The sequence below is a fragment of the Leucobacter tardus genome, assembly GCF_017583045.1.
Classification (GTDB): Bacteria; Actinomycetota; Actinomycetes; order Actinomycetales; family Microbacteriaceae; genus Leucobacter; species Leucobacter tardus.
In genome coordinates this window covers 1,094,557-1,118,536 of record NZ_JAGFBF010000005.1, presented here as the reverse complement: position 1 = coordinate 1,118,536, position 23,980 = coordinate 1,094,557, and the positions used below count along the sequence as shown (strand labels likewise).

Below are 23,980 nucleotides of genomic sequence, written 5' to 3'. Positions count from 1 at the left end.
CTCCTTCGCTCGCCGACTCAGCGTACCAACGTCACGCGATGCGGGCCGCCGACCCTTCGTAGGCCTGATAATCGCGCTGGATGCCGATCTGATCGGTGACGTACTTGGCGTCGTGCCACACCCCCCAGATAAAGCTCGAGCCACGGTTCGCCAGCCACGGGAGGCCGACGTAGAAGATGCCGGGTGCTCCCGAGACGCCGCGGTCGTGGACGGGGCGCCCGTTCGCGTCGAGCGCTCCGGGCACGTGCAGCCAGCTGTAGTCCACACCGAATCCGGTGGCCCACACGATCGAGGTGATGCCCGCCCCGGCCAGGTCGAGCTCGCGCACGGGGTGGGTGACGCAGTCGGGGTCCGGTCCGAGGATCCGGGCCTCCGGCTCTTCGGGCAGGTCGAGCCCCCGACTCGCGATGTACGCGTCGGCCTCGTCGAGGACCGAGAGATAGTTCGCGTCGCCGTTGCGGATGTTCGTGCCGAGGTCGTCGCCGAAGCGCATCACGCCGCTCTCGAATGCGTTCGCGCGGCCCACGAGCGTGATGCCGCGGTCGGCGAGATCGCGGAAGTCGATCGTCTCTCCGCCCCGGGCGCCGCTCACGGCGATCGTGACGTGCTCGGCGCCGGCGGGGGGAGCGGAGGCGCCCCACTTGCCGAGTACTCCGAGCCACCACACGTTGTCGCGCCCGCGGTAGCGCCGCGGCGGACGGTCGTGGGGGCCGACGGCGAGGACGACCTCGCGGCCGGCGCTGCGGAGCTCATCGGCGATCTGCACGCCCGAGGATCCGGCGCCGACGACGATCACACCGCCCTCGGGAAGTTGTTCGGGGTTGCGGTAGGAGCTCGAGTGGATCTGGTGGATCCCCGCTTCCTCGTGGACGACGGCCGGGATGGCGGGCTTCTGGAACGGGCCCGTGGCAGCGACCACGTACTGGGCCTCGATGGCGCCGGCCGAGGTGGCGACGCGGAAGCCGGGGCGGCCCTCGAGGCGCGTGACCTCGGTCACCTCGATGCCGCAGTGGATCGGCATCTGAAAATGGGCGGCGTACTGGGCGAAGTACTGGGCGACCCGTTCCTTGGGGGCGAAGGCGTCGGGGTCGACGTCGTCGAACTCGAGTGCGGGGAAGCGGTCGTGCCACGCGGGGCCGTTCGCGACGAGGGAGTCCCAGCGCTCGGACTGCCATCGCTCGGCGATGCGTCCGCGCTCCAGCACCACGTGCGCGATGCCGCGCGTCGTGAGGTGCTCGCTCATTGCGACGCCGGCTTGTCCGGCGCCGACGACGACGACATCGGTGGCGTCGGGGATCTCGGGGTTCGTCATGTGGGGTTCGCTCCGTTCTTCGAATGCGACTCCAGCAAAACCGACGGAAGCGTCCTCGTCCAATAGTCGTTCGCGGTCAACTGCATCGGATAAAACGAACGCAAACCAATGTCGCATCTGAATGACTGATTCGGGCGCCCTGCCGACTGCATCACTTTTCGAGATGCTCAGGTTAGTTTTTGGCTATTTTGCAGATAGCCGACGGGTGCGAACAATGGTGGCTATGACCACGCACACCCGCATCCGCAAGTTCAATACGCAGGACACCTACCCCGAGCAGAATCTCGACAACGATCTCTGCCAGGCCGTCGTCGCGAACGGTGTCGTGTACCTGCGCGGCCAGATCGGGCAAGACCTCGACACCCGCGAGTCGGTGGGCATCGGCGACGTCGCCGCGCAGACGGAGCAGGCCATGGCGAACATCGCGATGCTGCTCGAAGAATCGGGCAGCCGACTCGCCGACATCGTCAAGGTGACGATCTACATCATCGACCCGCGGTACCGCGAAGACGTGTACCGCACCGTCGGCAAGTGGCTGAAGGGCGTCTACCCCGTATCGACCGGCATCGTGGTCCAGGCGCTCGCACGCCCCGAGTGGCTCGTCGAGATCGACGCCACCGCCGTCATCAGCGACCCCGCAAACGATCAGGAGTGATCCTATGACCTTCTCCCTGCTGCTGCGCGACCCGGACACCGGCGAATTCGGCGCAGCCATCTCCTCCTCATCGCCCGCCGTCTCCGCGCGTTGCGTCAACCTCGCGGATGGCATCGGCGGCGCGAACTCGCAGAACGTCACGGACCCGCGCCTCGGGTTCCGTCTGCTCGATGAGTTGCGGTCGGGTGCCGATGCGCAGTCCGCGCTCGACACGGTCGTCGACGGCGCCGATCCCGAGACGATCGACTTCCGACAACTGCTCGTCCTCGATCGCGAGGGTCGCACGGCCGCGTTCTCGGGCGGACGCGCGCTCGGCACGTTCGGTGCCGTCACACGTGACAACGCGGTGGCCGGCGGCAACATGCTCGCGAGCCTCGACGTGCTCGACGCGTTCGTGGACACGGCGCTCTCGGCTTCCGGACGTATCGAGGAGCGGCTCTTCGCCGCATTGAGCGCCGCGATGGACGCCGGAGGAGAAGCGGGGCCGGTGCATTCTGCGGGCATCGCGGTCGTCGACGATGCCGGGTGGCGCGCGACCGACCTGCGGGTGGACTGGGACGATCAGGATCCCATCGCGGCGCTCGGCCGCGCGCTCGACGTCTGGATGCCCCAGCGCGACGACTACATCAGCCGCGGCATCAACCCGGCTGCCGCACCCTCGTACGGGGTGCCCGGGGATGAGTGACGTGTCGAGCGACGTGCAGAAGCAGCGGATCGCAGATCGCCTCGCCGCCGTCGACGGCGACCTCATTGCGCTGTCCACCCGACTGCACGCCGACCCCGAGATCGGATGGCAGGAGCACCGCTCCTCCGCCGACGTCGCCGGCGTGCTCGCAGCGCATGGTTTCGCCGTCGAACAGCCCTACCTCGGACTCGACACCGCGTTCCGTGCCGTCATCGGGACCGGAGCGTTCACCATCGGGTTCCTCGCCGAGTACGACGCCCTGCCCGGCCTCGGCCACGCCTGCGGGCACAACCTCATCTCGGCGATGAGCACGGGCGGAGCGATCGCGCTCGCCGCGGTCGCCGACGAACTCGGCCTCACCGTCGAGGTCATCGGCACTCCGGCGGAGGAGGGCGGTGGCGGCAAGATCGAACTCCTCGAGCGCGGCGCGTTCACCGAACTCGATTTCGCCCTCATGGCGCATCCGGCGCCCGTCGATGTCGCCGAAGCCCGCCCGTTCGCGGTCACCCACTGGCACGTCGAGTACCGGGGGCGTGCGGCGCATGCCGCGGCCTACCCCGAGCGCGGCGTCAATGCGAACGACGCCTTCCTCGTCGCCCAGCTCGCGATCGCGCTCCTGCGTCAGCAGCTGCCCGGGTCGGTGCGGGTGCATGGCGTGCAGACGAACGGCGGCGAAGCGCCGAACGCGATCCCCGAGCGGACGGAGGGTCGCTGGTACGTGCGGGCCGAGACGACGGAGCAGCTCATCGCGCTCGAGCAGCGCGTGCTCCACTGCTTCGAGGCGGGCGCCCTGGCGACCGGTGCCGAACTCACGGTCACGCCCGAAAGCCAGCGGTACGCCGAGATGCGCACCGACGAACGCGCGCTCGATCACTATCGCCGCAACGCCCAGGCGCTCGGGCGCGACTTCGACGTCGACCCGGTCGCCGCCACCATGAATCGCGCCTCGACCGATATGGGCAACGTCTCGCAGCTGGTCGACGCGATCCACCCCTACATCGGCGTGGGCGGTGACGCGAGCAACCACCAGCCCGCGTTCGCCGCGGCCTGCGTCGGTGCGCGCGCCGAGCAGGCGCTCCGCGACGGAGCTCTCGCCCTGGCATGGACGGCGCTCGACGTCGCCCGCGAACGCACCCCGTAACCGACAGCACCCCGAAGGAACCCGTCAATGTCGACACCCGAAGCCCCCACAGAACTCAGCGACCTCGTTGATCGCAAGAGCCTGCGCAAGAGCGTGGTCGCCGGATCGATCGGTGTGCTCGTGCACTGGTTCGACTGGGCCGTGTACGCCTACATGGCCGCCACGATCGCCGTCATCTTCTTCCCCGAGTCCGACCGCACGGCCGGCCTGCTCGCCACATTCGCGGTGTTCGCGGTCTCGTTCCTCGTGCGTCCGATCGGCGCGATCATCTTCGGGCGACTCGGCGACCGCCTCGGCCGCAAGCAGACGCTCTCGATCGTGATCCTCGCGATGGCCGTGTCGACGCTCGTGCTCGGTCTGCTGCCCGGCTACGCGACGATCGGCATCCTCGCACCGATCCTGCTCATCGCCACCCGCGTCGTGCAGGGACTCGCCGCCGGCGGCGAGTTCGGCAGCGCCGCCGCATTCCTCGGCGAGTTCTCCCCGGCGAAGCGTCGCGGCTTCGGCGTCAGCTGGCTCGAGTTCGGCAGCCTGCTCGGCTTCCTCCTCGCCTCGTTCGCGGTGTTCCTGCTGAACCAGGCGTTCACGCCCGAACAGATCACCGATGGGGCCTGGCGCATCCCGTTCCTGATCACGGTGCCGCTCGGGTTCATCGGACTCTACATTCGCCGCAAGATCGAGGACACACCCGAGTTCGAGGCGCTGCAGAAGCTCGAGACCGTCTCGCACGCCCCGGTCAAGGAGGTGTTCACCCGCAACCGGCGGCAGTTCATCCAGACGTGCGGCATGGAGATCTTCATGAACGTCACGTTCTACGTCGTGCTCGTGTACCTCCTCACCTACCAGGAGACGACCGTCGGGTTCGATCCGAGCCGCGCGGCACTGCTCTCCACACTCGCGTCGGCGCTCGGACTCATCATCGTTCCGCTCGCGGGCATCGCCTCCGATCGTGTCGGGCGCAAGCCGGTGCTCTACACCGCCGCGATCGCGCTCACGGTGCTCTCGATCCCGCTGTTCCTGCTCATGCAGATGGGCACCGGCTGGTCCGCGTTCGTCTCGACACTCGGCCTCGCACTGATCCTCGCGATCATCCTCGGCACGCACGCGGTCACGGTGGTCGAACTGTTCCCGACGCGGACCAGGCAGACCGGCCTATCGATCGCCTACGCCGTGACCGCCGCCCTGTTCGCCGGCACCGCCCCCTACCTGCTCACCTGGCTCATCGACCGCACCGGCGACGAGCTGGTGCCCGGGTACTTCCTCGCCGTGGTCGGCGTCATCGGCATCGTCACCGTGGTCTCGATCCCCGAAACCCGCGGGGTGCGACTCATCAAGGAGCAGGATCTCGAGACCTCGACGGTCGAGTTGCCACCCGAGCTGCACCAGCGCTGACGGCCCGTGCCGCGCAGCCGAAACCTTCCCCGTTCCCGACACCCAGACCCCGCCTCAGGAGGTACCCCATGACCCGCACGCGCGACGAGTGGACGTCAGCAGCACGCGACCTGCAGCTCGACGGACGCGCCGTCATCGACGGTGCTCGCGTCGACGCCATCTCGGGAGAGACGATCGCGAAGACGAACCCCGCGACCGGTCAGACGATCTCGCACATCGCCGCGTGCGGCGAGGCGGACCTGAACCGCGCGGTCGCTGCGGCCCGCCGCGCGTACGCGGCGGGTGAGTGGTCACGTGCCGGCGCGGGTTTTCGACGCGAACGCCTGCTCGAGCTCGCCAGGCTCATCGAGGAGCGCGCCGACGAGTTCGCGCTGCTCGACACGCTCGACATGGGGAAGCCGGTGCGCGAGACGACGACCATCGATGCGCCGGGTTCAGCCGCGCTGTACCGCTTCTACGGTGAAGCGATCGAGAAGCACGAGGATCGCATCCCCGTCACCCCACCCGGCTCGACCGCGCTCGTGACCCGCGAGCCGCTCGGTGTCGTCGGGGTCATCGTGCCCTGGAACTACCCGCTCGAGATCGCGACCTGGAAGCTCGCGCCGGCGCTCGCCGCCGGCAACGCGGTGGTCGTGAAACCCCCGGTGGAGGCCTCGCACTCCGCGCTGCTGCTCGCCGAGCTGGCCGTCGAGGCGGGGATCCCCGCGGGGATCGTCAACGTGGTCCCCGGCCGGGGATCCGTCATCGGCAAGGCCCTCGCACTGCACCCCGACGTCGACATGGTCGCCTTCACCGGTTCGACCGAGGTCGCGAAGCAACTGCAGCGGTACGCCGGGCAGTCGAACATGAAGCGTCTCGCGCTCGAAGCCGGAGGCAAGAGCGCGAACCTCGTCTTCGCCGACTGCGACGATCTCGCGCTCGCCGCGCAGAAAGCCGCATTCGGTGCCTTCTACAACCAGGGCGAAGTCTGCTCGGCGAACTCGCGCGTCTTCGTGGAGCGCACCATCGTCGACCGCTTCCTCGAATTGTTCGCGGAAGCGGCGCAGGCGTACCGTCCGGGCGACCCGCTCGACCCTGAGACCGGTGTCGGGTCCCTCGTCTCCGAATCGCACGCGGACACCGTGTGGGCGACGATCGAGCACGCGCGTCGCGATGGACGCATCGTCAGCGGAGGCGAGCGGCCCGAGATCAACGGATCGCGCGCCTTCATCGAACCCACCATCGTGACCGACGTGCCCGACGATCACGAGGTGCACACGCGCGAGATCTTCGGCCCGGTAGCTGTCGTGACCCCGTTCGACAGCGAGGACGAAGCGATCACCCGCGCGAACGAGACGCCCTTCGGGCTCGCCGCCTCACTGTGGACAGGCAGCCTGGCGCGCGCCCACCGGGTCTCCTCGCAGCTCGTCGCCGGCACCGTCTCCGTGAACACGGTCGACGCACTCGGATTCACCACCCCGTTCGGCGGGTTCAAACAGTCCGGTTTCGGACGCGACCTGTCGATCCACGCCCTCGACAACTACACCGACTTCAAGACCACCTGGATGCAGTGGTCCTAGACCACGGAAAGGACGAGACCATGACTCAGAACGGCACCCTCGAGGAGCTGGCGAAGCGCCACCTCGTCATGAACTTCACACCGGCGGGCAAGTATCGCGACGACGAACTGCCCATCTACGTGCGCGGCGAGCACTGCTCGGTCTTCGACGAGCACGGCAAGCGGTACTTCGACGGACTCGCGGGCCTCTTCTGCGTGCAGCTCGGGTACACCCACGGTGCCGAGGTCGGCGATGCGGTGCGCGAACAGCTGACCGAGCTCCCGTTCCAGACGACCTGGAGCGTCGCCCATCCGCCTGCGGCGAAGCTCGCGGCGAAGATTGCGGAGCTCGCCCCGGGCGACCTCAACCGCGTCTTCTTCGCGTCGGGTGGTGGCGAGTCGAACGAGGCAGCGATCAAGCTCGCGCGCCAGTACCACCAGACTCGCGGCGATCACGCCCGTCGCAAGTTCATCGCCCGCCGTGTGGCGTATCACGGCACCAGCTTCGGGGCGATGTCCCTGAACGGCATGACGGGTGTGCGCGCGATGTTCGAGCCGCTGATGTCGGGTGTGCGCCACACGCATAACACGAAGCGCTACCGCCGCCCCGAAGGCGAGACCGAAGAGCAGTTCACCGCATTCCTGCTGGGCGAACTCGAATCGCTCATCGTGCAAGAGGGCCCCGATACCATCGCCGCGATCATCATGGAGCCGATGCAGAACGCGGGCGGCAGTCTCACGCCGCCGAAGGGCTACTTCGCCGGCGTCCGCAAGATCTGCGACGCGCACGGGATCCTGCTCATCGCCGACGAAGTCATCACCGGGTACGGGCGTCTCGGTGCCTGGTTCGGGTCCGAGTTCTACGGCTTCCAGCCCGACATGCTGGTCTTCGCGAAGGGCATCGCCTCCGCCTACATGCCGCTCGGCGGCGTGGTGGCGAGCGACCACGTGGTCGATACCGTACTCGACGGGCCGGTCGGCATGTTCAACCACGCCCTGACCTACGGCGGACACCCCGCGGCTTGCGCCGCCGCGTTGAAGAACCTCGAGATCATGGAGCGCGAGGGCGTCGTGCAGAACGTCGCCGAGCAGAGCCCCTACCTGGCCGAGAAGCTGGGCGAGATCAAGGATCGATACGCGTTCATCGGAGACCTGCGCGGTGAGGGATTCCATCGTTCCTTCGAGCTGGTGACCAACCATGAGTCGAAGCGGTGGGAGAGCGACGGTCTCAGCGCCGACGAGTTCGTCGGCCACCACCTGAACCCGGCCCTGAACGAGGTCGGGCTCCTCGCACGCGTCGCGATCGACGCCGAAGGGAACCCGCTCGTGCAGTTCTCGCCGCCGCTCGTCATGACGCGCGACGACATCGACGAGCTCGCCGATCTCATCGATCGCGCCTTCGCGGCGGCAGCACGAAGCGCCGGCATCTGATCCCCCGGAGTGCGGGGCCCCGCCCCGCACTCCACCCCAGTTTTCCGTTCTGCACGAGGAAGTGACCATGAGCGACTCACCCCCGAAACTCGCCACGTCGACCACGAAGATCATCACATTCGAGCGGCGTCACATCCGCCCGATCCCGCTCGACGAGCGTCAGGGCACGACACGAGGGCTGTTCTTCGTGTGGCTCGGCATCAACATGCTGCCGCTCACGGTCGTCACTGGGGCGCTGGGGCCGTCACTGTTCGGGCTCTCCCTCGGCTGGACGGTCCTCGCCGTCGTCCTCGGCAATGTCGTCGGTGGGATCGGGGCTGCACTCCATGCCTCTCAGGGGCCGCAACTCGGTATCCCGCAGATGCTTCAGGCTCGCGGTCAGTTCGGTTTCTACGGCGGCAGCCTGCTCGCGCTCATCGCTGTCATCATGTTCCTGGGGTTCTTCGCTTCGAACCTGGTCGTCGCGGCCCAGAGCTTCTCGGCGGTGTTCTCATCGATCTCGGTGACCGTCGGCATCATCGTGTGCGCGGCGATCGCCCTCATCGTTGCGATATTCGGGTACGACCTCGTGCGCAAGATGATGGGGATCTTCTCCGTCTTCATCGGGGTGCTCGTCCTTATCTCGCTGATCGTCGTGGTGTCGAACCCGGCGACGTTCGACACCACCGCTGACCTGGGGTACAACACCGCTGGCTTCTTCGGCATGCTCGCGATCGGTGTCACGTGGCAGCTGGCGTACGCGCCGTACGTCTCCGACTATTCCCGGTACATGCCCAAAGAGGGCGGGGCGAAGCAGGCATTCTGGGCGACTTACATCGGATTGGTGCTCGGCACCGTGTTGGTGATGGTGCTGGGCGCCTTGGTCGGCCTCACCCTGGCGGACGGAGACGCGATGGCGACGCTCGGCTCGCTGCTCGGCGGCTTCGGCCCGATCGTCCTCTTCGGGTTCGGTGCGGCTTCAGCCGTCATCAACTCGGCGAACATCTACTCCGGAGTGATGTCGTCATTGACGGTCTTCGAGACGATCTCACCCAGGATCCGCATCGACACCGCCAAACGCGTCGTGATGACGATCGCCTACGCGCTGATCGCCCTGCTCGCCGCGGTCTTCGGCAAGGACGACTTCTTGCTCGTGTTCAAAGACTTCGTCACCATTCTGCTCTACGTGCTCATTCCCTGGTCGGCGATCAACCTCGCGGATTACTTCATCCTGCGGAAGGGGCACTATCGGGTGGACGATATGTTCCGACGCGACGGCGGCATCTACGGGCGATGGGACGCGATCGGCCTGATCGCGTATGCCATCGGACTCGCCGTGCAGATCCCGTTCATGGTGACCGTGATGTTCACCGGTCCGCTCGCAGAGCCGCTCGGACTCGTCGACGTGGCGTGGATCGTCGGGTTCATCGTGCCCGCTGCGGTGTACATCGTGTGGAAGCGGGCGGCTCATCGTGCTTGAGACGCATCTTCAATCGGCGACAGCGCCCGACCTCGTCGTTCTCAGCGCCGGGATCTGGGCGCCAGAGCCCTCGCTCTCCAGCGCCATCGCGGTCACCGACGGTCGGATCAGCGCGGTCGGGGACGACGACAGCATCGCCGCACTCATCGGCCCGGCGACGGAGCGCATCGACGCCGCTGGGGCGGCGCTGCTGCCGGGGTTCCACGATGCGCACATCCACGTACTCGCCGGCGGACTCGGTCTCACCGGGTGCGATCTCGACAGCGCGCACTCACTCGACGGGTACGAACGACTCATCCGCGAGTACGCCGACTCCCACGCGGGGGAGTGGGTCGTGGGTGCCGGATGGTTCGGCGACGTGTTCCCCGGAGGCTTCCCGGATCGGGCGCTACTGGATCGGCTCGTTCCCGATCGGCCCGCCGTGTTCACGAGCCACGACGCGCACGGCGTCTGGGTCAACACGCGCGCACTCCAGCTCGCGGCAATCGATCGACACACTCCCGACCCGGCGGCCGGGCGCATCGTGCGCGATGCTTCGGGTGAGGCGACGGGCATGCTCATGGAGTCGGCCGGGGAGCTCGTCACCGCGCTCATCCCGCCGCACCGACCTGCGGACCTGCGTCGAGCCATGCTCACCGCTCAGGATCACCTGTTCTCGCTCGGCATCACCTCCTGGCACGATGCGATTCTCGGACGCTATCTCACACTGCCAGATTGCGTGCCCACGTACCTGGAGACGATCGGCGACGGTTCACTCCGCGCTCGCGTGACCGGCTCCGTGTGGTGGCCGGCCGGTGCCGGACTCGAGGCGCTCGACAGCGTGCTCGGCACCGTTGCCGAGTGCCGCGCTGCCGGTTTCCCCGTGGACAGCGTGAAGATCATGCAGGACGGCATCTGCGAGAACTGCACCGGAGCCCTCCTCGCGCCGTACACGGGTGTCACGCCGGAGACGTCGGGGGAGTCGGTGATCCCGCCCGAACTGCTCACCGAGATCGTGACTGCGCTCGACGCGAGAGGTCTGCGCGTACATTTCCACGGAGTCGGGGATCGCGCGGTGCGCGAGTGCCTGGACGCAGTGGAGGCCGCGCGTCGACACAATGGTGCCGGAGTTTCGCACCAGATCGCGCACATCGATGTCGCAGACCCGGCAGACCTCCCGCGCTTCGCTGAGCTCGGTGTCACCGCGAATCTCCAGCCGCTCTGGGCTCGAGCCGATCAGGAGATCCTGGAGCGGAAGCTCCCGATGCTCGGCGAGCAGCGTGCACGCTGGCACTTCCCGTTCGGCTCCCTCGAGCGCGCGGGTACCCACCTCGCGATGGGCAGCGATTGGCCGGTCACGAGCCCCGACCCGCTGTGGGGCATTTACACGGCCTGTACGCGGACGGCGCCGCCCGCCGACTCGCACGCGCGCAATCCGGAGTCGCGAGAACCGATGACGCCCTCCGAGCGGTTGAGCCTGGAGAGCGCGGTGCGCGCCTACACTCTCGGGGGCGCCGAGATCGCCGGTGTCGCCGATCGACGAGGACGCATCGCGATCGGGCAGGACGCCGACCTGGTGCTGCTCAGCGGCCCACTTTCCCAGCCTCAGGATCTTCCTTCCCTGCGCGTCGCCAGGACCATTCTTGGCGGCACGACCGTGCACCGCTCCAGCCGCAGCTGATCACCACCCACACCACCCCTACCGTCTCGAAGGAGAGTCCGATGAGTACCGAGCCGCCACCGGTGACCCAAACATTCAAGAAGTTCGAACAGCAGCACATCCTGCCGATCCCCGAAGACGCCAGGACCGGCACGCACTGGTCGCTCGGCGCCATCTGGGTGAGCCTCAACATGATGCCCCTGACCGTGGTGACGGGCGCGGTGGCGAGCGGGGCCTACGGGCTGCCGATCGGGTGGAGCATCGTCGCGATTCTGAGCGGCAACATCATCGGTGCGTTCGGTGCTGCATTGCACGCGTCCCAGGGCCCGCATCTCGGTATCCCGCAGATGCTGCAGGCGCGCGCACAGTTCGGATATCTGGGCGCGAGCATCTTCGCGCTCATCGCGCTCATCATGTTCATGGGTCTCTTCACGAGCATCCTCATCGTTGCGAAGGATTCGCTGCTCGCGGTGTTCCCCGAGTTCAACGGGACGGTCGCGATCCTCATCTTCGCGGCGATCGGCATCGTGCTCTGCATCTTCGGTTACGACCTGCTCAGCAAGACGATGACCTGGCTGTCGATCGTCATCGGGCTCGCCGTCGCGCTCTCGATGGTGCTGTTCTGGGCCGCACCCGATGTGCCGCTCGTTCGTGCCGAAGCGGCATTCAGCTTCGAAGGCTTCTTCTCGATGCTCGCCATCGGCATCGTCTGGCAGCTCGCATACGCGCCGTACGTGTCGGATTACACCCGGTACCTGCCGAAGGACACCGGCCCGAAGGCCGCGTTCTGGGGGACCTACATCGGGCTCGTCGGCAGTTCCGTGTTCGTCATGACGCTCGGCGTGCTGCTCGGCGCCGCCAATCCCGACAACCCGCTCGCGGCGCTCGGGGAGTACCTCGGGCCGATCGGACTCGTCGTCCTCGTGGTGTTCGCGGTCAGCTCAGCGCTCATCAACGGTGTGGAACTCTACTCCGCGGTCATGAACGCGCTCACCGTCATGCAGTCGAACTTCAAGATGATCATCACGTCGGGCACCCGAGTGTGGACGACCGTCGTCGTCGGAGTGCTGGCCACGCTCCTCGCGATCCTCGGCCAGGGTGATTTCATCACCATGTTCGAGAGTTTCTTGACGCTGCTGCTGTACGTGCTGATTCCGTGGTCGGCGATCAACCTCGCCGACTACTTCGTGATCCGCAAGGGCGACTACTCGGTCGGCGACCTCTTCGACCCCGAAGGCGAGCGTTACGGCAAGTGGAACGTCATCGGTCTGGTGAGCTACGCCATCGGACTCGTGGCTCAACTGCCGTTCATGGTGAACCCGCTGTTCACCGGACCTCTCGCCACACTGATCGGCGGCATCGATATCGCGTGGATCGTCGGGTTCGTGGTGACCGCGATCGCGTTCCTGCTGCTGGTGCGCCTGTGGGCTCGCCGGGAATCGGAGGTCGTGACTCAGCGGTAGTCGACAGCGGGGTCGGAGCATGGTTCGCTCCGACCCCCTGCCAAACGTTCAGTGCAAGTGGATCTTGTTGAGTGGAATCTCCACGCCGCAAACGGTTCGTTCCCAGAAATCGAACCTTACGCAGGTCGCAGACCCGAAATGTCTCTCGAGAAGATCGCGCAGGCGAACACCCTCTGCGTACTGCGCCCGGCATAACTCCAGAGATGGCCATCCGGAGTCGGTCGCGTAGTGTTCGTCGAAGACGTCCGACCAAGAATGTAACAGCTCTTCCAGCTCACGGGGGAGCACACCCGCGGTATCGATCATCCCATTTTCGCCCCAGAGAGGCACCGCCGCAGAATAGTCCGCCATAAGCGTCACGTGCGCTCCAACGCTGCGGCTCTCAGTAATCGACTCAGTTGCTGCCACATCGCTTGTCTCTCGGAGCTCATCACCGATAGAAAAGCCCGACGAGTCAGATGAGGCAGCATTCGCGTCAGCTCGATACCGCACTGGCCCGAAGCGACGCTTACGGAGAAACTTCATCTCGCACCCTTGCACTTCCCTGGGTAGGAGGTAATGACAGTCTTGGCGTTCTTAGACACCACTACTGCGGTGAACCATGTCTTCTGGGAGATGATTTTCTTTCCCTTTTTCTTCCAAGATGTCACCTTTGCGCTGTAACAGAGTTTACTGCCCTTCTCGGAGTAGATTTTGTCTGGATGCTTCAGCGTTGCCGCCGTAGTCTGAAGCATAAGGTTGTCCCAAGAACTCGCGCTGCCGCGACCATCCCACGTGATTACCCTCACCCAGTCTTTACTGTGGCGGGAATTGATGTGTCGGTATCAGACGTCCCCGTTACCGCAGAGAAGCTTCACTTTGCCGGAAAATGAGCCGTTGCGCTTCACCGGATACTTCCCGATCTGTCGCTTGACCTCTCCGTAGACCATGCAGTGGAGATGGCTGGAGGGGGAGAGCGAAAAGGTCGATGCGCCACCATTCGGAGCAGAGCCGGAGATTTCGGTTCCATTCACGCGAAAGCCTGTCGTTTCGCCTTCTTGCAGCGGGGAAACGCTGCGGGGAGGATGTAGCGGTGAGGAGACTGAGGTCGTGATATCGCGAGAGTCTTTCAGTTCCATAGTGTCGGCACGTACTGAATTTGATGAGAAGTTTGCGGCAACAAGGCCTGGTGGGAAGAGAAGGACCAGGGAGGTCACCAGACCGATCATGACTCGCAAGACTGATCTCTGCGGCCTCCAATTCATGATGCTCCACGATTTGAATCGCAACAATAATTGCTTAAATAATACATAGGTTTAGTTTACATTCATTTCTGATCATATTTGTAGGTGGAGTATGTCGAGACTTCTCGACGGAGAGAGATCACACCTGCGCCCTACGGCGCTGATTCCGTTGCGATATGCTCCTAGAGCTGGCGTTTTCGCGTCTGAGAGGTGTGACTCCACTGGTCCCTCCGCGGCGCCGGCCCTTCAGGAGTGATACCCGTGACCCTCGCAGGCCACACCCCACGCACCTCGGTGCCCGCCACCCCGTCCGTCACGACGACCGTCACCGCCGCAGTCGATCTGCGCGCGCGCAATCGTCAGCGGACCTTCGCGACGCGGCCGGTGCTGCGACGCATCGTCTACGTCGCCGGCTACGAGGGCTTGAGCGTCCTGTTCACCGTCGTCGTCCTGAGCGTTCTGCTCGGGCACGGCGGCGGGCAGTCGACGGTGACCGCGATCCTGGTGTCGACGACCGCCACGCTCTGGAACTACCTCTGGAATACGATCTTCGAGGCCGCCGAGCGTCGCGTCGGGTCGCACGGGCGCGGCTTCAGGGCCCGCGCGATCCATGCGATCGGCTACGAGGGCGGAGTCCTCCTGTTCACGATCCCATTGGTGGCGTTCCTGCTCGGCGTCTCACTGCTCGAAGCACTCGCGATCGAAGGCGGGCTGCTCGTGTTCTTCCTCGTGTTCACCGTGATCTACACCTGGATCTTCGACCGCGTGTTCGGACTTCCCGCGTCGGCGCAGTGACCCCGGTTCACCGTTCGAGCACCCGCGGCTTCTGGTGCATTGAGCCGCGACGGAGTGCGACCACTGCGGCGGTCACGGCGCCCGCAGCGAGGATCGCCGCGAGCACGATGAGTTGAAACCGCCCGGCCTCGAGCGGTGACAGCCCGCCGAAGATCGCGCCGACGAACGCGCCGGGCAGTACGACGAGTCCCGTGGTCTTCGACTGGTCGATCGACGGAATGAGGGACTCGGCGATCGACCGGCGTGTCAGCTCCAGTGTCGAACGCCGAGGGGTGGCACCGAGTGCGAGCCAGCCTTCCACCTCGGACCAGTGATCGTGCGTCTGACGTCGCACGTTGCGCGCCGTCAGGGTCGCGATACTCATGGCGTTCCCCACCGTCATCGCCCCGAGCGCGAGCACATACCGGGAGCTGAACTCGAGCGCCCCGGTGGCGAACACGATGCTGCATGCGATCGCCGCACCGCCGCCGATCGCGAGCAGCATCAGCGGGGCGTCGCGCATCGGTTCACCCGATCGCTGCGCCGAGACGAGCGCCGCCGCGACGCACATCACCAGGAGCGCCACGGCGATCCAGAGCGGTGAGGCGATGATCCCCGTCAGGATCAGGCTGAGCGCAGCGAGCTGCACGGCCGCGCGGGCAATGGCGACTGCCGGCGCCCATGGGGCCGGAATGCGCAGGCTCGACATGACAGCGGTGGCGATCGCGATGAGTATCGCGACCGCCACCGCTGTACGCAGTACGACGTCCGAGTCCACGGATGCAGCCTACGGCCTCATCACGCCCGGTCGTCGAAGCTACTCCTCCTCTTCGCCCCGCTGAGCAGGGGAGGATGAGACGTCCTCGCCGAATTCCTCGAGCACTTCGCTCTCGTCATCGATGATGGTTTCGACCGAGGTCTCATCCTCGGGGTCGACGAGTGGTCCATCCTGATCGCGAATGTCGGTGACCACGAGTTCCTCGTCGCCGCCGATCTCGTCGGTCGGCTCTCCCAGCTGTGCCATAACGCTGCTCCTCTCGATGGGTGACTGCCCCCAATGATAGGTGCGGCGAAGTCGTCGAGGCGACGGGTTGACGGCGCGCCTCGGCGCGTCGCCGGATCAGGCAGTCTGGCGTGCGAGCGCCCGGTACCGACGGTTTCGAATTCCCAACAGGATCGAGGCCAGCAGCGCCGCGATCACCGAGGCGGTCAGGATCGCCACCTTCGCGATGTCGTGCGCGGGGGAGCCCTGATCGAAGCTCAGTTCCGCCACGAGCAGTGACACCGTGAAGCCGATACCCGCGAGCAGTCCGATGCCGACCATGTCGATCCAGCGAATCGTCGGATCGAGCGGCGCCCGCAGGGCTTTGGTCATGACCCAGGTGGTCGTCACAATGCCGAGCGGCTTGCCGACGACGAGCGCCGCGATGATCGCGAAGGTGAGCGGGTGCGTGGCGGCCTCCGCGATGCCCTCCGCGCCGCCGACGGCCACGCCGGCGGCGAAGAACGCGAAGAGCGGCACGGCGAACCCCGCCGAGAGTGGACGGAACCGATGCTCGAACTTCTCGGCGAGACCCGGCTGGTGGCGGTCGGCGACGCGGTCGGCACGTCGATGCAGAACGGGAATCGTGAATCCGAGGAGCACGCCCGCGATCGTCGCATGGATTCCGGACGCATGCATGAGGGCCCACGCCACCGCACCGATCGGCAGCAGGATGAACCAGGCGGTGCCCGAGTGGAGTCCGAAGAACTTGCGGTACCGCTGTGCGATCAGCCCGTACAGGGCGATGGTGGCGAACGCGAGCACCAATGGCACGACCGCGATGTGGTCGGAGTAGAACACGGCGATGATGCTGATCGCGATCAGATCGTCGACCACCGCCAGAGTGAGCAGGAAGATGCGGAGCGCCGGCGGCAGGTGCGAACCCACGATCGCGAGCACCGCGACCGCGAAGGCGATGTCTGTTGCGGTCGGGATCGCCCACCCCTGCAGCAGTTCGGGGTACTGGCGGACGATGACGGCGAAGATGATCGCCGGGACGACCACACCGCCGGTGGCCGCCGCGATCGGCATGATCGCGGTACGGAACCGACGCAGGTCGCCCGATACGAACTCGCGCTTGAGCTCGAGTCCGACGAGGAAGAAGAAGATCGCGAGCAATCCGTCGGCCGCCCACGCACCCAGACTGAGGCGCAGGTGCCAGGGCTCGTATCCGATCTCGAAGTCGCGCAGCGCGAAGTAGGAGCCTGCCGCGGGCGAGTTCGCCCAGACGAGTGCGATGATCGCCGCGCCTGCAAGCAGAAGACCACCGACGGCCTCGTTGCTGAGGACCATGGCGAATCGTCTGGTGCGATGCTGCGCGTCGCGAGCTTTGGGTTCGGGGTGTGCGGATACGGGGGCCATGGCCTCTCCTCGGGTCGTTCGCTTCAGGGTGTGCCGACTCGAGGGCACGAGAGTGTGCGGCCGAATCGGGTCTACCGAGCGGCGCGTGTGGGCGTCGTGCCTGACAGCATCTCGCCCCAGGTGGAGATGTACCCGTTCGTGCCGGGATGGGTGAGTACCCACCGCACCGGGGTGAACGTCGGCGGGTGCGCCGGAGAGGACGGGATCGATCGCATCGTCCAGCAGGATACCAGGAGCGCGGACCCCGCGCCTGGCCCGTCAGACCGTCGTCGGGATCGCTTCCGCGACCGATACGCCACCGATGGTGACGACCCGCCAGTCCTCGTCGTGGGCGAAGAGCGAGATGGACGTGTTGTCCAACCGCGGCACCTGCTTGTACGGCGTGCGCATCAGCCGTGCGATGGTGCCGCGAATGAGCGACCCGTGCGAGACCGCCAGAACCCGGGTGCCCGAGGGATGCGCACCGACGATCTCGTCGAGCGTGCGCACACCGCGCGCGCCGAGTTCGTCGTCGTGCTCGCCACCGGGGAAGTCGCGGTTCGGCCAGCGGTCGTAGAACTCGGCGACGACCATGCCCTCACCCTCACCGAAGTTCTGCTCGATCAAGCCGTCGACGACGCCGCCGAACGGCACCGCGGTCGCCTCGGCGATGATCTCGGCGGTCTCGCGGGCGCGCTGCAGCGGCGAGCTGAGGATCAGATCCCAGTCCGCCCCGTCGGCGCGAATCAGTTCAGCGGCGGTGCGCGCCTGCTCCCGGCCGGTCTCGTTCAACGGGATATCGGTGCGCCCCTGCACACGCTCGTCAAGGTTCCAGTCCGTTTGCCCGTGGCGGATCAGCGCGAGTTCCATACCCCCAGCCTACTTCTGCCACTTCGCGCGCGGCGGGCGCCACTCGCGGAGGCTCGCGAACAGGCCGGCGGGAGTCTCCGCGACCACGATGCGCTCTCGGAACTCCCGGGCCATGAAGCCGTGCTCGACCATGTCGTCGAGCATGCGCAGCTGCGCATCCCAGAACCCGCCCGAGTTCAGCAGCGCCACCGGACGATTGTGAATGCCGAGCTGCATCCAAGTGAGTGCTTCGAAGAACTCCTCGAGGGTGCCGGGTCCGCCTGGCAGCGCGACGAAGGCGTCACCGAGCGCCGCCATGCGGTGCTTGCGCTCGTGCATGTCCGCGACGACCTCGATGCGGTCGATGTTCGGGTGTGCGAGCTCGCGATCGACGAGCCCCTGGGGGATCACGCCCACGACTTCGCTGCCGCCCTGCCGCGTCGCGTCGGCCACGACACCCATCAGGCCGACATGTCCGCCACCGTAGACCAGACCGATACCCTGCTCCGCGAGGGCGGCACCGAAGTCGGACGCGATCTCCGCGAACCGGGGTGAGGCTCCAGACGAGGAGCCCGTGAACACCGTGATGCGTTGCGGCAGCGCCCCGTCCACGTCTCGACGCACGAGCTCGGGGTAGACGTGCTCCGTGTTGAGCGGCGCCTGGGGGATCGGCCCTGCGTCCGCTCCTGGATCCACCCATTCGAGATGGTCGATCTCGGCCATCGGGCGGCTGACGGCGACGTACGGATGCTCGAATACGTGCGCGACGAGTCGATGGCCGGGTTCATTGGCCGCATCGGTGATGAAGGTGCCCAGCCCGCGCAGCTGCAGCGGATCGAGGTCGATGCCGAGCTCCTCACGGAACTCGCGGATCGCCGTGTCCCGCGGATCCTCGGCCGACTCCGGCTTGCCGCCCGGCAGCATGAGGGCCCGCGTGCCGCGCTTCCGTACGTTGAGCACGCGCCCCGCGCCGTCGCGAATGACAACGGCGCTCACCTCGATCGTGCGGTTCTGCGGTCCGGGGTCTGTTGTCGCGTCACTCACCCCTCCACGCTACCCCGTCGAGGACACGGTGACGCCCGGCCGCGTGCCGCGCCGCGCCTGCCCTTCCCCGCCGTTGAGTGCGGGATTCTGTGCAGTATCCGCTGGTATTCCGCACAGAATGCCGCACTCGAGCGGTGCCACCCGCGGTGCCACCCGCGGCGCCACCCGCGGCCCGGGCCGGTGGTGCCCGCTCTGAGCGTGGGTTAGACTCGGATCCACATGTGAATATCGGCTACCAAGCTGCAGCGGGAGAGTTCGAAGCCCGCCTTCGGCGCCGTAGGAGCAAACCCTCCCCGGGAATCTCTCAGGCACCCGTACCGTTGCAGCGCGGCCACTCTGAAAAGCAGCGCGCGAGCGCTCACCGACGGTGCAAACGTATCGAGCCGAGGCTCGGTGCCGGAATCTCTCAGGTCCCATCACAGAGCGGGGAGGATCCCGACCGTCCGCTGGTCCACCGGCGGCACCATCTAGGAGATCCTCGTGAGTATCACCCCGAAGACCACCACATTCACTGACCGCCACATCGGCGTCACCACCCCTCAAGACCTCGAGCGGATGCTCGGCGAGCTGGGCTACGACGACCTCGATGCACTGGTCGATGCCGCGGTGCCGGCCGACATTCGCGCCGCCGACGCGCTCGATCTCCCGGCTGCGCTGTCCGAGCAGGGCGTGCTCGAAGAGCTGCGCCGGCTCGCGGATCAGAACGTGCTGCGGACGCAGATGATCGGCCAGGGCTTCTCCGACACGATCACTCCACCGATCATCCTGCGCAAGGTGCTCGAGAACCCGGCCTGGTACACGGCGTACACCCCGTATCAGCCCGAGATCTCGCAGGGCCGCCTCGAGGCGCTGCTCAACTTCCAGACGATGGTGTCGGATCTGACGGCGCTGCCGATCGCGAATGCGTCGCTGCTCGACGAGTCGTCGGCTGCCGCGGAGGCGGTGCTGCTCATGCGCCGCGGCAACAAGAAGAAGGGCGACGCTAAGACCGTCGTCGACCAGAACCTGTTTCCGCAGACGATCGCGGTGATCCGCGGGCGTGCCGAAGCGCTCGGCTTCGAGGTCGAGGTCGCAGACCTGAGTGCGGGCCTGCCCGAGGGCGACATCTCGGGCATCGTGCTGCAGCAGCCGGGCAACGACGGTCTGGTCGCCGATCATTCCGAGGTCATTGCAGCGGCGAAGGATCGCGGCGCCCTCGTCACGGTCGTCGCCGACCTGTTGTCGCTCACGCTCATCACTCCTCCGGGCGAGCAGGGCGCCGACATCTCGGTGGGCAGTTCGCAGCGTTTCGGGGTGCCGCTCTTCTTCGGCGGTCCGCACGCCGCGTTCATGGCCATCCGCAAGGGACTCGAGCGTTCCCTGCCGGGTCGCCTCGTGGGCGTCTCCGCCGACGACGCCGGGACCCCCGCGTACCGCCTCGCTCTGCAGACCCGTGAGCAGCACATTCGCCGCGAGAAGGCGACGAGCAACATCTGCACGGCGCAGGCGCTCCTCGCGATCACCGCGTCGATGTACGCCGTCTACCACGGACCGAGCGGGCTGCGCGCGATCGCCGAGCGCACCCATGCCCACGCGCGCACCATTGCCGCCGCACTCGGGGCGGCAGGGGAGGCGGTGCGACACGAGTCCTTCTTCGACACGGTCGTCGTATCGGTGCCCGGTCGGGCGGACGAGGTGCTCGCGCGCGCAGAAGAGGCGGGCATCAATTTCCGGCGCATCGACGCCGACACCGTCGGCATCTCCACCGATGAGAAGACGACCGACGCGGTGGTCTCGACGGTGGTCGGCGTCTTCGGGGCCGGTGATCCGGATCCCGCCTCGCCCGGCGACCTCGCGTTCGACGCGGCGCTCACCCGTGAGAGCGAGTACCTGTCGCATCCGATCTTCAATTCGATCCGGAGCGAGACGCAGATGCTCCGCTACCTGCGACGCATGTCGGGGCGCGATCTCGCCCTCGACCGCACCATGATCCCGCTCGGGTCCTGCACCATGAAACTGAACTCGACGGCCGAGATGGAGTCGATCTCGTGGCCGGAGTTCGCCGGGATTCACCCCTACGTTCCCGAGCACCAGAGCCGCGGATGGCGCACGCTCATCGCGGATCTCGAGGCGCGGCTGGTGGAGATCACCGGCTACGCCGGCATCTCGCTGCAGCCGAACGCGGGCTCGCAGGGCGAGTACGCCGGGCTGCTCGCGATCCGCGGCTACCACGAGGCCAACGGCGACGCCGAACGCGACGTCTGTCTGATCCCAGCTTCGGCGCACGGAACGAACGCTGCCTCCGCAGTGCTCGCCGGCATGCGCGTCATCGTCGTCTCGAACGCCGATGACGGCACGATCGACCTCGCCGACCTGGACGCGAAGATCGAGGCGAACGCGGGTCGCATCTCCGCCATCATGATCACGTACCCCTCGACGTATGGCCTGTACGACGCCGACGTGCGCGAGGTCTGCGAGCGCGTGCACGCGGCCGGCGGCCAGGTCTACATCGACGGCGCCAACATGAACGCGCTCGTCGGGCTCGCGAAGCCCGGAGAGTTCGGCGGCGATGTGTCGCACCTGAACCTGCATAAGACGTTCGCGATCCCGCACGGCGGTGGCGGCCCCGGCGTCGGACCGGTCGCGGTCGCCGAACATCTGCTGCCGTTCCTGCCGGGCGACCCGGTGACCGCGGCCGACTCGGGCGCCTACACGGCGCGCGACGGCGTGCCGGTGGTGTCGACGCTCTTCGGGTCGGCGGGAGTGCTGCCGATCTCGTGGGCGTACATCGCGATGCTCGGTGCCGATGGGCTCACCCAGGCCACGAAGACCGCTCTGCTCAGCGCCAACTACCTGGCGGCGCGTCTGCGCGATCACTTCCCGATCCTCTTCACCGGTCGCGGGGGACTCGTCGCGCACGAGTGCATCCTCGACCTGCGCGAGCTGACGCAGCGCACCGGCGTCACCGCCGAGGACGTCGCGAAGCGGCTCATCGACTTCGGTTTCCACGCGCCGACACTCGCGTTCCCCGTCGCGGGCACGCTGATGGTCGAGCCGACCGAATCGGAGGATCTCGGCGAGATCGAGCGCTTCATCGAGGCGATGGTCGCGATCCGGGCCGAGATCGAGCAGGTCGCAGCTGGCGACTTCACGCTCGAGACCTCCCCGCTGCGCCTCGCGCCGCACACCGCTGCCGCTGTCGTGTCGAGCGATTGGGATCGCGCCTACTCCGTCGAGCAGGGCGCGTTCCCCGTGCCGCGACTCCGGGTCGACAAGTACTTCCCGCCGGTCGGGCGCATCGACGGGGCTGCGGGGGATCGCAACCTGGTCTGCTCCTGCCCGCCGCCCGAGGCGTTCGAACCGGCGGCCGACGCCATGGACGGAGCGGATCGATGAGCGCGACCACGCAGACGCCGCGGCACACCGCGCTGCACGATGAGCACGCGGCGCTCGGTGCCTCGTTCACCGACTTCGGCGGATGGGACATGCCCTTGAAGTACGGCTCTGAGCTCGAGGAGCATCGAGCCGTTCGCGGGGCGGCGGGCCTGTTCGATCTCTCGCACATGGGCGAGGTGCGCGTCACGGGCCCTGATGCCGCGACGTTCTTGAACTCGGCGCTGGCGGGCAATCTGTCCCGCGTCGCCATCGGCCGCGCGAAGTACTCCCTCATCTGCGCCGAGGACGGCGGCATCATCGACGATCTCATCACATATCGTCTGGGCGAGACCGAATACCTCGTGGTGCCGAATGCCGGCAATGCGCCCGCCGTGTTCGCGGCACTGCAGGAGCGCGCCTCCGGCTTCGACGTCACGGTGTCCGACGAGTCGGCCGAGACCAGTCTGATCGCGGTTCAGGGACCGAACGCGGTGGCGATCCTCGCGGAGATCATCCATCCGGATCAGCGTCCCCTGCTCGACAGGCTCAAGTACTACGCCGCCGAGCCCGCGGTGCTCGCCGGAACGCCGGTGCTGCTCGCCCGCACCGGGTACACCGGCGAGGACGGGTTCGAAATCTACCTCGGCAACGCCGAGGCCCCGGAACTCTGGCGCGCGCTGCTCGCCGCCGGGCAGACGCACGGGCTGGTTCCCGCCGGGCTCGCCTCGCGCGACTCGCTGCGTCTCGAGGCAGGAATGCCGCTGTACGGCAACGAGCTCAGCCGGGACATCACCCCGTTCGACGCGGGGCTCGGCCCGGTCGTGTCGCTCACGAAGCCCGAGGATTTCGTGGGGCGAACGGCACTCGAGGCGGCGCGCGAGCAGACGGAGCGGCGCACGCTCGTCGGGTTGCGGGGACTCGGTCGTCGTGCCGGACGCGGAGGCTACGACGTCGTACTGCCCGTCGAAGGCGACGCGGAGCCGACGGTGGTCGGTGTCGTCACCAGCGGGCAGCCGAGCCCGACGCTGGGCGTGCCGATCGCGTTGGCGTACGTCGACGCATCGCACGCCGCTCCGGGCACCCGGCTCGATATCGATCTGCGCGGCAAGCCGCAGCCGTTCGAGGTCGTCGAGCTCCCGTTCTACCGCCGCGGCGCAGCCGGCTGATCCGGTTCGCGTCCGCACCCATTTCCCTTTCTCACCACGCTCTCACCGAAGGAACATCATGGCACTCAGCACCGATCTCAAGTACAGCGCCGAGCACGAGTGGGTCGCCGCGGGCGACCCCGCGACCGTCGGCATCACGCACGTCGCGGCGAACGCTCTCGGCGACGTCGTCTACGTCGATCTTCCCGAAGTCGGTGACACCGTGACCGCAGGTGAGACCTGCGGTGAGATCGAGTCGACGAAGTCGGTCTCCGATCTGTACGCCCCCGTCACGGGCGAAGTCACCGAGATCAACGAGAGCGTGGTCGACGACACGGCTGTCATCAACTCGGATCCGTACGGCGCCGGATGGCTCTTCAAGGTCGCCGTGTCCGCAGAGGGTCCGCTCCTCTCCGCCGCCGAGTACGCCGAAGCGAACGGCGAAGAGGTCTAGCCGGGCTCGCTCCGGCAGGCATCTGTCACCCGAATCGCAG

The 23,980-nt window shown here is 67.0% G+C and carries 22 protein-coding genes and 2 riboswitches; of the genes, 13 read left to right on the top strand and 9 right to left on the bottom strand.

The features are described from left to right. Positions 1-31: 31 nt before the first annotated feature. Positions 32-1,312, bottom strand: coding sequence for a flavin-containing monooxygenase (locus tag J4H85_RS12245; protein ID WP_208240017.1), 1,281 nt, complete (start codon positions 1,310-1,312; stop codon positions 32-34). Between the two features lie 223 nt (positions 1,313-1,535). Between J4H85_RS12245 and J4H85_RS12240 the strand changes: the two genes are divergently transcribed. From J4H85_RS12240 to J4H85_RS12200, 9 genes are all read left to right on the top strand, one after another. Further along, a complete protein-coding gene (locus J4H85_RS12240) occupies positions 1,536-1,967 on the top strand; it encodes a RidA family protein (protein ID WP_208240015.1) in 432 nt (143 codons plus the stop codon). 4 nt (positions 1,968-1,971) lie between these two features. Further along, positions 1,972-2,652: a DUF1028 domain-containing protein gene (locus J4H85_RS12235; RefSeq protein ID WP_208240013.1), complete on the top strand. Its 681-nt coding sequence runs from the start codon at positions 1,972-1,974 to the stop codon at positions 2,650-2,652. Continuing rightward, a complete protein-coding gene (locus J4H85_RS12230) occupies positions 2,645-3,793 on the top strand; it encodes a M20 family metallopeptidase (RefSeq protein ID WP_208240010.1) in 1,149 nt (382 codons plus the stop codon). Before J4H85_RS12235 ends, J4H85_RS12230 begins: the two co-directional genes overlap by 8 nt. A gap of 27 nt (positions 3,794-3,820) precedes the next feature. Beyond that, the gene (locus J4H85_RS12225; RefSeq protein ID WP_208240008.1) at positions 3,821-5,185 is read left to right on the top strand and encodes an MFS transporter; all 1,365 of its coding nucleotides are present in this window, start codon (positions 3,821-3,823) and stop codon (positions 5,183-5,185) included. A 68-nt stretch (positions 5,186-5,253) separates the two neighbouring features. Continuing rightward, positions 5,254-6,744, top strand: a complete 1,491-nt coding sequence (locus tag J4H85_RS12220) for an aldehyde dehydrogenase family protein (protein ID WP_208240000.1) — start codon at positions 5,254-5,256, stop codon at positions 6,742-6,744. Positions 6,745-6,764: 20 nt separating this feature from the next. After that, the gene (locus tag J4H85_RS12215) at positions 6,765-8,153 is read left to right on the top strand and encodes an aspartate aminotransferase family protein (protein WP_208239998.1); all 1,389 of its coding nucleotides are present in this window, start codon (positions 6,765-6,767) and stop codon (positions 8,151-8,153) included. A 67-nt stretch (positions 8,154-8,220) separates the two neighbouring features. After that, complete coding sequence (locus J4H85_RS12210) at positions 8,221-9,612, top strand: purine-cytosine permease family protein (RefSeq protein WP_208239996.1); 1,392 nt, start codon at positions 8,221-8,223, stop codon at positions 9,610-9,612. Beyond that, positions 9,605-11,272: an amidohydrolase gene (locus tag J4H85_RS12205; RefSeq protein WP_307863655.1), complete on the top strand. Its 1,668-nt coding sequence runs from the start codon at positions 9,605-9,607 to the stop codon at positions 11,270-11,272. The genes J4H85_RS12210 and J4H85_RS12205 overlap by 8 nt, the downstream gene beginning before the upstream one ends. A gap of 41 nt (positions 11,273-11,313) precedes the next feature. Next, the gene (locus J4H85_RS12200; RefSeq protein ID WP_208239994.1) at positions 11,314-12,714 is read left to right on the top strand and encodes a purine-cytosine permease family protein; all 1,401 of its coding nucleotides are present in this window, start codon (positions 11,314-11,316) and stop codon (positions 12,712-12,714) included. Between the two features lie 48 nt (positions 12,715-12,762). Here J4H85_RS12200 and J4H85_RS14380 read toward each other — a convergent pair whose 3' ends face one another. Continuing rightward, positions 12,763-13,065: a hypothetical protein gene (locus tag J4H85_RS14380; protein ID WP_502552229.1), complete on the bottom strand. Its 303-nt coding sequence runs from the start codon at positions 13,063-13,065 to the stop codon at positions 12,763-12,765. A gap of 473 nt (positions 13,066-13,538) precedes the next feature. Next, positions 13,539-13,922 (bottom strand): hypothetical protein, encoded by a 384-nt coding sequence (locus J4H85_RS12195; protein ID WP_208239992.1) that lies wholly within the window; start codon positions 13,920-13,922, stop codon positions 13,539-13,541. A gap of 276 nt (positions 13,923-14,198) precedes the next feature. Here J4H85_RS12195 and J4H85_RS12190 point away from each other — a divergent pair, with 276 nt between their 5' ends. Further along, complete coding sequence (locus J4H85_RS12190) at positions 14,199-14,732, top strand: PACE efflux transporter (RefSeq protein ID WP_307863654.1); 534 nt, start codon at positions 14,199-14,201, stop codon at positions 14,730-14,732. Between the two features lie 7 nt (positions 14,733-14,739). Here the strand turns inward: J4H85_RS12190 and J4H85_RS12185 are convergent, their stop codons facing one another. The 6 genes from J4H85_RS12185 to J4H85_RS12160 form a co-directional block, all read right to left on the bottom strand. Continuing rightward, a complete protein-coding gene (locus J4H85_RS12185; RefSeq protein ID WP_208239990.1) occupies positions 14,740-15,489 on the bottom strand; it encodes an ABC transporter permease in 750 nt (249 codons plus the stop codon). A gap of 39 nt (positions 15,490-15,528) precedes the next feature. Next, the gene (locus tag J4H85_RS12180) at positions 15,529-15,735 is read right to left on the bottom strand and encodes a hypothetical protein (protein WP_208239988.1); all 207 of its coding nucleotides are present in this window, start codon (positions 15,733-15,735) and stop codon (positions 15,529-15,531) included. Positions 15,736-15,831: 96 nt separating this feature from the next. Further along, a complete protein-coding gene (nhaA, locus tag J4H85_RS12175; RefSeq protein ID WP_208239986.1) occupies positions 15,832-17,115 on the bottom strand; it encodes a Na+/H+ antiporter NhaA in 1,284 nt (427 codons plus the stop codon). Between the two features lie 71 nt (positions 17,116-17,186). Further along, a complete protein-coding gene (locus tag J4H85_RS12170; RefSeq protein ID WP_208239984.1) occupies positions 17,187-17,330 on the bottom strand; it encodes a hypothetical protein in 144 nt (47 codons plus the stop codon). A 43-nt stretch (positions 17,331-17,373) separates the two neighbouring features. Next, on the bottom strand, positions 17,374-17,964 hold the full coding sequence (locus J4H85_RS12165) for a histidine phosphatase family protein (protein ID WP_208239982.1): 591 nt from the start codon (positions 17,962-17,964) through the stop codon (positions 17,374-17,376). 9 nt (positions 17,965-17,973) lie between these two features. After that, positions 17,974-18,987 (bottom strand): TIGR00730 family Rossman fold protein, encoded by a 1,014-nt coding sequence (locus J4H85_RS12160; RefSeq protein WP_307863653.1) that lies wholly within the window; start codon positions 18,985-18,987, stop codon positions 17,974-17,976. 236 nt (positions 18,988-19,223) lie between these two features. Further along, positions 19,224-19,317: riboswitch (glycine riboswitch) on the top strand. Further along, positions 19,318-19,419: riboswitch (glycine riboswitch) on the top strand. A gap of 123 nt (positions 19,420-19,542) precedes the next feature. Here J4H85_RS12160 and gcvP point away from each other — a divergent pair. From gcvP to gcvH, 3 genes are read left to right on the top strand one after another with little or no spacing between them, the layout of a single operon-like run. Beyond that, positions 19,543-22,362, top strand: a complete 2,820-nt coding sequence (gene gcvP / locus J4H85_RS12150) for an aminomethyl-transferring glycine dehydrogenase (protein ID WP_425561477.1) — start codon at positions 19,543-19,545, stop codon at positions 22,360-22,362. Continuing rightward, a complete protein-coding gene (gene gcvT, locus J4H85_RS12145; RefSeq protein WP_208239978.1) occupies positions 22,359-23,507 on the top strand; it encodes a glycine cleavage system aminomethyltransferase GcvT in 1,149 nt (382 codons plus the stop codon). Before gcvP ends, gcvT begins: the two co-directional genes overlap by 4 nt. A 58-nt stretch (positions 23,508-23,565) precedes the next feature. Next, positions 23,566-23,940 carry a glycine cleavage system protein GcvH gene (gene gcvH / locus J4H85_RS12140; protein WP_243893627.1) on the top strand — a complete coding sequence of 125 codons (375 nt, stop codon included), beginning with the start codon at positions 23,566-23,568 and terminating at the stop codon, positions 23,938-23,940. Positions 23,941-23,980 lie beyond the last annotated feature (40 nt).

Bases quoted from the DNA above. Each gene is read 5' to 3' on its own strand.
- J4H85_RS12170 (WP_208239984.1), bottom strand. From the start codon at position 17,330: ATGCGATCGATCCCGTCCTCTCCGGCGCACCCGCCGACGTTCACCCCG.
- gcvT (WP_208239978.1), top strand. From the start codon at position 22,359: ATGAGCGCGACCACGCAGACGCCGCGGCACACCGCGCTGCACGATGAG.
- J4H85_RS12165 (WP_208239982.1), bottom strand. From the start codon at position 17,964: ATGGAACTCGCGCTGATCCGCCACGGGCAAACGGACTGGAACCTTGAC.
- J4H85_RS12200 (WP_208239994.1), top strand. From the start codon at position 11,314: ATGAGTACCGAGCCGCCACCGGTGACCCAAACATTCAAGAAGTTCGAA.
- nhaA (WP_208239986.1), bottom strand. From the start codon at position 17,115: ATGGCCCCCGTATCCGCACACCCCGAACCCAAAGCTCGCGACGCGCAG.
- J4H85_RS12195 (WP_208239992.1), bottom strand. From the start codon at position 13,922: ATGATCGGTCTGGTGACCTCCCTGGTCCTTCTCTTCCCACCAGGCCTT.
- J4H85_RS12235 (WP_208240013.1), top strand. From the start codon at position 1,972: ATGACCTTCTCCCTGCTGCTGCGCGACCCGGACACCGGCGAATTCGGC.
- gcvH (WP_243893627.1), top strand. From the start codon at position 23,566: ATGGCACTCAGCACCGATCTCAAGTACAGCGCCGAGCACGAGTGGGTC.
- J4H85_RS12210 (WP_208239996.1), top strand. From the start codon at position 8,221: ATGAGCGACTCACCCCCGAAACTCGCCACGTCGACCACGAAGATCATC.
- J4H85_RS12215 (WP_208239998.1), top strand. From the start codon at position 6,765: ATGACTCAGAACGGCACCCTCGAGGAGCTGGCGAAGCGCCACCTCGTC.
- gcvP (WP_425561477.1), top strand. From the start codon at position 19,543: ATGCTCGGCGAGCTGGGCTACGACGACCTCGATGCACTGGTCGATGCC.
- J4H85_RS12230 (WP_208240010.1), top strand. From the start codon at position 2,645: ATGAGTGACGTGTCGAGCGACGTGCAGAAGCAGCGGATCGCAGATCGC.
- J4H85_RS12240 (WP_208240015.1), top strand. From the start codon at position 1,536: ATGACCACGCACACCCGCATCCGCAAGTTCAATACGCAGGACACCTAC.
- J4H85_RS12180 (WP_208239988.1), bottom strand. From the start codon at position 15,735: ATGGCACAGCTGGGAGAGCCGACCGACGAGATCGGCGGCGACGAGGAA.
- J4H85_RS12220 (WP_208240000.1), top strand. From the start codon at position 5,254: ATGACCCGCACGCGCGACGAGTGGACGTCAGCAGCACGCGACCTGCAG.
- J4H85_RS12225 (WP_208240008.1), top strand. From the start codon at position 3,821: ATGTCGACACCCGAAGCCCCCACAGAACTCAGCGACCTCGTTGATCGC.
- J4H85_RS12245 (WP_208240017.1), bottom strand. From the start codon at position 1,312: ATGACGAACCCCGAGATCCCCGACGCCACCGATGTCGTCGTCGTCGGC.
- J4H85_RS14380 (WP_502552229.1), bottom strand. From the start codon at position 13,065: ATGGCGGACTATTCTGCGGCGGTGCCTCTCTGGGGCGAAAATGGGATG.